General features: G+C 57.8%; 8 protein-coding genes. 5 read left to right on the top strand and 3 right to left on the bottom strand.

What is annotated here, in order from left to right:
- Positions 1 to 315: 315 nt before the first annotated feature.
- Positions 316 to 540, top strand: a complete 225-nt coding sequence (locus ROE7235_RS18195) for a hypothetical protein (RefSeq protein WP_121097148.1) — start codon at positions 316 to 318, stop codon at positions 538 to 540.
- A gap of 103 nt (positions 541 to 643) precedes the next feature.
- Here ROE7235_RS18195 and ROE7235_RS21000 read toward each other — a convergent pair whose 3' ends face one another.
- The 3 genes from ROE7235_RS21000 to ROE7235_RS18180 form a co-directional block, all read right to left on the bottom strand.
- Positions 644 to 1399, bottom strand: coding sequence for a hypothetical protein (locus tag ROE7235_RS21000; RefSeq protein WP_183073578.1), 756 nt, complete (start codon positions 1397 to 1399; stop codon positions 644 to 646).
- Between the two features lie 121 nt (positions 1400 to 1520).
- On the bottom strand, positions 1521 to 2000 hold the full coding sequence (locus ROE7235_RS18185) for a thermonuclease family protein (RefSeq protein WP_121097142.1): 480 nt from the start codon (positions 1998 to 2000) through the stop codon (positions 1521 to 1523).
- Positions 2001 to 2141: 141 nt separating this feature from the next.
- Positions 2142 to 3440 carry a peptidoglycan-binding domain-containing protein gene (locus ROE7235_RS18180; RefSeq protein ID WP_121097139.1) on the bottom strand — a complete coding sequence of 433 codons (1299 nt, stop codon included), beginning with the start codon at positions 3438 to 3440 and terminating at the stop codon, positions 2142 to 2144.
- Between the two features lie 201 nt (positions 3441 to 3641).
- Here ROE7235_RS18180 and ROE7235_RS18175 point away from each other — a divergent pair, with 201 nt between their 5' ends.
- The 4 genes from ROE7235_RS18175 to brxC are packed head-to-tail and all read left to right on the top strand — an operon-like array spanning position 3642 to position 7654.
- The gene (locus ROE7235_RS18175; protein WP_121097136.1) at positions 3642 to 4496 is read left to right on the top strand and encodes a BrxR family helix-turn-helix transcriptional regulator; all 855 of its coding nucleotides are present in this window, start codon (positions 3642 to 3644) and stop codon (positions 4494 to 4496) included.
- Positions 4493 to 5137 (top strand): DUF1819 family protein, encoded by a 645-nt coding sequence (locus ROE7235_RS18170; protein ID WP_121097133.1) that lies wholly within the window; start codon positions 4493 to 4495, stop codon positions 5135 to 5137. Before ROE7235_RS18175 ends, ROE7235_RS18170 begins: the two co-directional genes overlap by 4 nt.
- Complete coding sequence (locus ROE7235_RS18165) at positions 5134 to 5736, top strand: DUF1788 domain-containing protein (protein WP_121097130.1); 603 nt, start codon at positions 5134 to 5136, stop codon at positions 5734 to 5736. The genes ROE7235_RS18170 and ROE7235_RS18165 overlap by 4 nt, the downstream gene beginning before the upstream one ends.
- A 4-nt stretch (positions 5737 to 5740) precedes the next feature.
- Positions 5741 to 7654 (top strand): BREX system P-loop protein BrxC, encoded by a 1914-nt coding sequence (gene brxC / locus ROE7235_RS18160; RefSeq protein ID WP_245964025.1) that lies wholly within the window; start codon positions 5741 to 5743, stop codon positions 7652 to 7654.
- Positions 7655 to 7741: the final 87 nt, after the last annotated feature.

The raw sequence follows: 7741 nt of genomic DNA, 5'->3' as shown, positions 1-7741 counted from the left end.
TTACAGATTGCCTCGCAGCATCACATCACAGGGTGGCCGGATGCTCCGGAATCAGTGGCCGGATAAAATCGGAATGGGTGGCCGGATACTTTCGGAATCACTGGCCGGATGACCCCGGAATACGCAGCCCGACCACCGAATTTGAGCTATTTCATCAATCGAGATCACGGGAGCTGACTTCTCCCAGTGTGAATATCGGAACCATGAGGAAGATAAATTAACCGATATTAACGAAAACCGGCATGGCACTGCAGCAAACGCTTTTGAAGCCTAAACTGCGATCCGCAAAGCCCAGTTGCAGGAAGTTAATAAACAGTGAATGAAGATAAGGTCGAAGGCGTCGCAATCGCCAATTTGATTGCGGTCGATGAGAACAACATTGTCGGCTGGGTTTATCGCTGGAACACAGGTGCACTAGCAATCCGTTGGGATGTGCATGGCCCACAGCGCGTCTCCAAGCTCTACCCGGATCTCTGCGATGCCGATAAAGCTGAAATCGACTTCGCGTTTCTCACGCAGATGCCCTGTCCCGACGACTGACATGTAAGAAAAAGGGCGTAATAAGTCTGAAGCCTATGCCTGGGTCGGCGTTGCAGGTTAGATACCGCTTATGGACCGGTCCGACGTTGCCGCGGCCCACCGGTTAGTAATTGACCTGCTCGAAGCCGTAATTCCCGCTATAATCACGCCACTCTACGAAGACGGATCTGTGATAAATGCTTGGGCAGTGCTCGCCCCATCGCTCAAGACCGGCATGCGCAGCAGGAAGCGCTGCGGGTGACGATGTCTGCCACGAAAAGTCGCCCTGTGTGCCGTAGGTGCCAAGCACCACGACAGCACTTCGATTGCAATCCCCATCGCGCCCGGACTCATTCTGTCGCGCATACCGTACATCGAAGACGCGAATGGAGCGCACGAAATTAAATTCTGGGCCGCTGATATCGATGTCGGCGCGGTCTTCTACGAGATCGAGGGCATAATCAGCCCGCACGAGATTGCCCCAGACAGCGTCGGAGTCTTCCAGCCCGAGCATGTCTCTCGCCCTGGAGGCGTGGTTCAAAAGCGGGGTTGAAGAGTTTGGTGGGGTCCCAGCACCGCCGAATAAGGCAGCATAGATCCGGTCCGTCGGGCGCGACCTCGTTGGCCCATCGTAGGATGCACCCATCGGGCAGCGCCAAATCTGAAGCGGTGGCTCCACCGGCCAAGGCGTTATGCGCCGGATGAACTCGGCCCGCGCGCGTGCGCACGGCACGGAAGCCGGCCACCCACCCGACAGACACAGCAGGATGGCGCAGTCGATCGGATAGGTTTGGGCACGTGCTTGCGTCGGAACTGTTGGGCCGGTCAAGGCGAGAGCTAAAAAGGCCGCCAGAGGGAGGTTTTTGAATTCGAAACGCATGGCAAGGACCCTTGACAATCTTCACCCAGCATACACACGAAAATATACTATTGCAACATTGATGATACTTATGGTGGTTGCGGTGGTTAGCAAGATCGCAAGGTGACAGCGTCGCCCGTAGTCATCCACCACGTTGCGCGCGGCGCCAGTCCCACGGCATGTCAAAGCGTCCGGACCAGATATTGCGCCGTGCGGATCTGGCCTCGTTCTCATCGCGGATGTAGTCGCGGCTGTATCGGCGATAAGCGATGGCCCACCCTTCACGCACGAGCCAGCTGTTCAGATCGGTACCGTCTTGATGACAGACCGCAATGAAGCGGCCATAGTGGTCGATATCGCGCACGGTGCAGCTGACCTGCCGACGGCCGATCCTCTCGGCGAGAGACAGTGCCGCTTGTTGTCCGCACCGCCAGCGCTGACCCTCGGCCGTGGCGCAAACTTGCCGGCTTTCCGGGGCATCGATCCCATGCAACCGGATGCGCTGCCCACGAATTTCCAGTGTATCGCCGTCGATGACGCTGGCAACGCCGGTCAAGCGATCGGCATGGGCCTCCGGGGCGGCAACAAACGAGAACAGAAGGAGGGCTAGAAGAAAGCGCATAGGGTGGACCAATCTTTTTGCAGAGGTGACGAGACATAAACGGATGATCCCGCAGGGAAGACCCAAGCCCTGTGAAGTCGCCCGTAGGCCACAGCATCACATCACGGATGATTTGCAGCCGGGGCCGTGGAGGGCAGGTTGCTATTCGCCGGCCTGGACGCCCAATGTCTCAAGGGTTGCGCGATCGGGCGCGCCGGTGACGGCCAGACCGCGTTGCTCCTGGAATGCGCGCATCGCATTACGCGATCCGTTGCCCCAAACCCCGTCTGGGGTGCCCGCTTCAAACCCGCCCGCATTCAGGAGCGTTTGGATCGCGCGGTAGTCGTCGGGCGAAAGATCGACCGTCGACCACCCGCAGGCGCTTGCTACAGCTTCAATCGCTTCCTGAATTCCGGCTAGATCAAATTCTGCATCGTGGCGTTGGCCATTGCCGTCTGTGAGCCGGATGAAAAAGCTCTCGGCATCATAGAGGCCGCGCAGGAACCCCTCTGAGCCAGAGCCAAACAGCCCGGCCCCCTTGTTATTGGTCAGCTCGTTCCAGCGCGTCGATTGCGCAGGATCGCTGTCGATCCGGTAGGAGATGTCGAACGAATCCCGGCGCATGGCACTGATCAAGAAATCGTCCTGGACGAACACCACCGACGTGTCGCCCTCACGGCACTGCGCAAGTAGGGCTGTCAGGCCACCGAAGCTGCGCGCGTCATAGGCTGAATAGTTGATCGCGACCACCGACGGACTGTCGTCGATTGCGGCCCGCTCTTCATTGATCACCCACCAGCCCGAGATCTGATCCCCTTCATTATGCGCCTGCTCGAATGGCGTGAGGCTATAGTCGATATCCGGGTGGTCCGGGTCGGCCCAAGGCAGCGCGGTCTCAGCGACCTCTTCGCCTTGAGCCATGGCCGCAGGCGAAGTTGGGTCGGATATGGGCGGCGCTGAATTCATCACGGTCGGTGTCACCGGGAAGGAGATGCCGTAACGGGCCTGCAGATAGGCCATCTGCAGTTGAGCGAGCGTGAGCTTTTCCGTTTCCACGCGGCTGAGGGCCACCGCCTGGATCAATCCCCCTGCCGAAGCCGCTTCTCGCTCCGCGGCCTCGACGCGCTGCTGTTGTGCGGCCATTTCTCCTAGAAGCCGCTCGGCGCGCTCTGGATCTGGCTCGACCGCTGGTACGGTGACCTCGATCGTTGCGCCTGTTGCTTCCGCCTCCTGTCGTACCTCCACGACCGTGCGCAACAGAAGCAGAGCCTCGCGGCGGCTTTCGGCCAGCATGCGGATCAATCCCGCGTCGTAGCGGGCGATCGTGGCGTCGACTTCAGCAATCTGGCTGTCGATAGCCACGATCTCTGCGTCCAGCGGAGAGCTTTCCTGCGCGAAGGCGCCTGCTGTCAGGCAGGTGCTGATCAACAAGGATACGGTGAGCGTACGAAGTTTTGTCATCCAAAAGCTCCTTTTCCCTTCCCGTGAGCAGCGTGGAAGGGTAATGCTGGGGTGAGCCCCCAAGTTTGTGATGCATCTAATAACATGACGGGCTTGCCACGAATCGACTTACTGACTCTGCAAAGGTCATATGGTCTGATTTGTGAGTCAATCTAAAAACTGGACGCGTGTAGCTTTGCGACATATAGATGAGGGCACCAAGTGACTCGCAAGAAGGGCAAGCAGCTGAACTGGGGTGTCGAACGTCGATATGAGTTCATCGAGTTTCGCCTGTTCTGGCAGGGGCGGATAAACCGGGGGGATTTGATGGACGCGTTCGGGGTTTCTACACAGCAGGCATCGCTGGACCTGAACGCTTATATTGATCAGGCCAACCGTAACCTTGTGTATGATAAAAGCTTACGCACCTACCTGCGCGGCAAACACTTCAAGCCCAAATATCTCAAGCCCGATGCGGAGGAGTACTTCGCGCAGCTGCGTGCGGTCGATCAGGGATTGGTGAGCGCAAAGCAAAGCTGGATCAGCGTGTTTCCGGGGTTTGAGGCGACGCCAACGCCCGCGCGGGGTGTATCGCCAGAAACACTGCGCGATGTTCTCGCGGCGATCCGCGAGCCGGCCGCATTGCAAGTGACCTATCAGTCGATGTCCCGCGCGGAGCCAAGCGCGCGCTGGATCGAACCGCATGCTCTGGCCTTTGACGGGTTTCGTTGGCATGCCCGCGCGTTTTGCCAGAACGATCAGATATTCAAGGACTTCCTGCTTTCACGCATCGTGGAGGTCGGGGGGCAAGGGCCTGTTACGTCGGACCCTGGCGCCGATGACGCCTGGCAAACAGAAGTCGTGCTCGAGATCGTGCCGCATCCGGACCTCTCCGACAACCAGCGCCGCGCGATCGAGATGGATTACGGCATGGAGGGTGGCCACGCGCAGATCGCAGTCCGTCGCGCGCTTTTGTTCTACGCGCTGAAGCGTCTGGGTCTCGATACCGACCCCGCAGCACGGCGACCGCAGGACCAGCAGATTATTCTACTTAATCGTGCCGAGGTCGTTGGATGACCATGGCGACAAGGAAAGCAGACTTCGGAACAACCCAGCAGCCCTACAAGATGTCCTTCACATCTGGAGGGCTGTTTCTGAACGAGAGCGTGATCGTCGCCGAGCTGCACGTGGCTGGTGAAGATTGGAAAGTAACGCTTTCACGCGCGCTCGAAGAGGGGGCGACGTCTTTGCCAAAGGCGGCCTCAAACCGCCGCACACTCCGCGAAATCGTCAACCGGCTGATGACCCTGACCGAAGACGAGGTCCGGTTTCTGGTTGAAGATGCTGGGCGGCAAGAGCAGCAACACCTTCTTTGGGTCGCCACATGTCGAGCTTATCGGTTCGTGCGTGAGTTCGCTGTCGAGGTTATTTGTGATCGGTATATCGCCTATCAGCTAGACCTGCCGCTGGAGAGTTTCGACATCTTCTTTGATGCGAAAGCCGATTGGAATGAGGGGCTGGCCTCGATCAGCGACAGCACCCGTAACAAGCTCCGACAGATCCTGTTCCGCATGATGCGGGAGGCTGGCGTTATTTCCGACGGTCACCGGATCCAGTCGACGTATCTCTCGGCCCAGTTACGGCAGGTGGTGGAGGCGACCAACCCCGCCGATCTGGCGGTGTTCCCTGGCGTTGTAATTGACGGGGGTCCATCATGATCCCGCAGCTATCACGCAAGGAACGCGCCGAGCACCTCTACCGGGTCATCACCAGCGAACGGTTCCTGACCAAGCAGGGGCTTGGCAATGAAGTGCCGTTTTTCATCTGCCCTTTCTCGGCGGAAGAAGGCATCACCATGATCGAGGACCGGCGCGACCTGATCGAGCGGATCGCGCATGCAGGCGTGACCGCGCTTGATCTGAGCCTCTACGACATTTCCCTTGGACTCTTGGAGGAGCGTGGCATCCTCGAGGACGTCTTGGCGGCAGAACCTGACATGGAGAAGTCAGAGCTGCGCGAGCTGCTGCAGGGCGTTCTTGATGTCCATGAGCACCTGATCCCGAAGATTGGTGCGGCCATCGCCGCTACGCCGCATGACGTGATCTTTCTGTCCGGTGTGGGCGAAGTCTACCCGTACATCCGCTCACACAATGTGCTCAACAACCTTCAAAGCACGGCTAAGGACCGACCGACCGTCCTGTTCTTCCCTGGCAGCTATACGCATTCCACGGCGACCGGAGGATCCCTCGATCTCTTCGGGCTGCTGCATGACGACAAGTATTACCGTGCTTTCAACATTCTGAACTACGAGGTCTGACCCGATGACCACCGCTCTGAGAAGTATTTTCGCCAAACCCGTCGACCGCCCGATTGATGGGGTGATCAAGGCTGACGATGAAGCGAGCCTGCGCATCGAGCTCGACGAGTATGTCATCACAGATGAGATCGGCAAACGCCTCGAGACCTTCCTCGACGCTTACAACAACTATGACACCGCTAACGGGGTTTGGATATCTGGCTTCTTCGGCTCAGGTAAGTCACACCTTTTGAAGATGCTCGCTCTTCTGATGGAAAACCGGGAAGTTGATGGCGCGCGGTCTTTCGATATTTTCGAAGAGAAGCTGACCGATCAGCCCATGCTTTTGGGCGCCTTGCGCAAGGCTGTGTCGGTGCCCTCGAAATCGATCCTGTTCAATATCGACCAAAAGGCCGACGTCATTTCCAAGACCGACGTGGACGCGCTTCTCTCAGTGTTCCAGAAGGTCTTTGATGAGGCCTGCGGTTACTACGGCAAGCTGCCACATATTGCGCAGTTCGAACGCGACCTCGATGATCGCGGCCAGCTGGCTACATTCAAAGATGCTTACGCTGCAGCTGCCGACAAGCCTTGGGAGCGGGGCCGGGAGCAGGCCGCGCTTGAGCGCAAGAACATTGCGACCGCTTTTGCTGAGGTCACAGGCGGAGACCCGACGGATGCCGGGGATATTCTGGGTCAGTACCGGGCGGATACCCGGGTTTCGATCGAGGATTTTGCCGTCAAGGTGAAGGCCTGGATCGACAAGCAAGGGCCGAAGTTCCGGTTGAACTTCTTCGTGGACGAGGTCGGCCAATACATCGCCGAGAACGTCAAGCTGATGACGAACCTGCAAACCATCGCCGAAAGCCTGAACACAAAGTGCAAGGGGCAGGCTTGGGTGATTGTTACCTCGCAGCAGGACATGGAAGCCATCATTGGGGATGGAAAGACATTCCAGTCGCAAGACTTCTCGAAAATCATGGGGCGCTTTGGCGTGAAGATGCCACTGAACTCGGCCGACGTGGCTGAAGTCATCCAGCGCCGCCTCCTTTCGAAGACTGAGGAGGGCCAAGTCAGGCTTGGTAACCTGCATGATCGTGAGGAGAACAACCTCAAGACCCTGTTCGATTTCACGGACGGATCTATCAAACTGAAGAACTTTGATGGGCGGACCAACTTTGTCTCGAGCTACCCGTTCCCACCCTACCAATACATGCTGTTCCAGATGGCGATCACCTCGCTGTCGCAGCACAATGCCTTTGAGGGCAAGCACAGCTCGGTCGGCGAACGCTCGATGCTGGGTGTGTTTCAGGAGGTTGCCAAGAAGATGGCAGACCAGCCTGTGGGCGGCCTTGCAACGTTCGACCTTATGTTCGAAGGCATCCGTACCGCTCTGAAGTCTGCGGTTCAGCAGTCGATCCAGATTGCCGAAAAGGAAATTCAGGACATCGATCCATTTGCGATCCAGGTGCTGAAAGCGCTCTTCCTTGTAAAATACGTCAAGGAATTCAAGCCGACTGTGCGTAATATAAGTGTGCTGTTGCTCTCCGAGTTTGACACCGACCAGGTCAAGCAGCGCCGCAAAATTGAGGAAGCCCTGTCCTTCCTTGAGCGCAACACGCTCATTCAGCGCAACGGCGAAGTCTATGAATTCCTGACCAACGAGGAGAAGGACGTCGAGGCCGAGATCAAGGCACTCAATGTCGATCCGTCCGAGCTGTCCAAGGAAATGGAGACGCTGGCGTTTGATACGATCCTGCGCCACCGCAAAATCAAGCATCTGGCGACGGGCAATGAATACAGCTTCAGCCGCAAGCTCGACGATCACCTGTTAGGTCGGGAGCATGAACTCTCAATCAACCTAATCAGCCCCTTCAGCGACGACGTCGCCTCCCCCGATGTCAATCCCGGAGCAAAATTGGCCAAGTTCCCGGTGTAAAATTGATCAGCTTGGTCGCGGTTTAGCTGCGCCTTGGCGCGGGTGCTCTCCAGATAGCTGACGTGTGCCAAGGCGCGCAGGCCGCAG

Origin of the sequence: Roseinatronobacter ekhonensis (assembly GCF_900499075.1) — a bacterium.
GTDB lineage: Bacteria > Pseudomonadota > Alphaproteobacteria > Rhodobacterales > Rhodobacteraceae > Roseinatronobacter > Roseinatronobacter ekhonensis.
Note: the sequence above shows the minus strand (reverse complement) of the source record. Positions and strands in the feature narration are given on the sequence as shown.

Bases quoted from the DNA above. Each gene is read 5' to 3' on its own strand.
- ROE7235_RS21000 (WP_183073578.1), bottom strand. From the start codon at position 1,399: ATGCGTTTCGAATTCAAAAACCTCCCTCTGGCGGCCTTTTTAGCTCTC.
- ROE7235_RS18185 (WP_121097142.1), bottom strand. From the start codon at position 2,000: ATGCGCTTTCTTCTAGCCCTCCTTCTGTTCTCGTTTGTTGCCGCCCCG.
- ROE7235_RS18180 (WP_121097139.1), bottom strand. From the start codon at position 3,440: ATGACAAAACTTCGTACGCTCACCGTATCCTTGTTGATCAGCACCTGC.
- ROE7235_RS18170 (WP_121097133.1), top strand. From the start codon at position 4,493: ATGACCATGGCGACAAGGAAAGCAGACTTCGGAACAACCCAGCAGCCC.
- ROE7235_RS18165 (WP_121097130.1), top strand. From the start codon at position 5,134: ATGATCCCGCAGCTATCACGCAAGGAACGCGCCGAGCACCTCTACCGG.
- brxC (WP_245964025.1), top strand. From the start codon at position 5,741: ATGACCACCGCTCTGAGAAGTATTTTCGCCAAACCCGTCGACCGCCCG.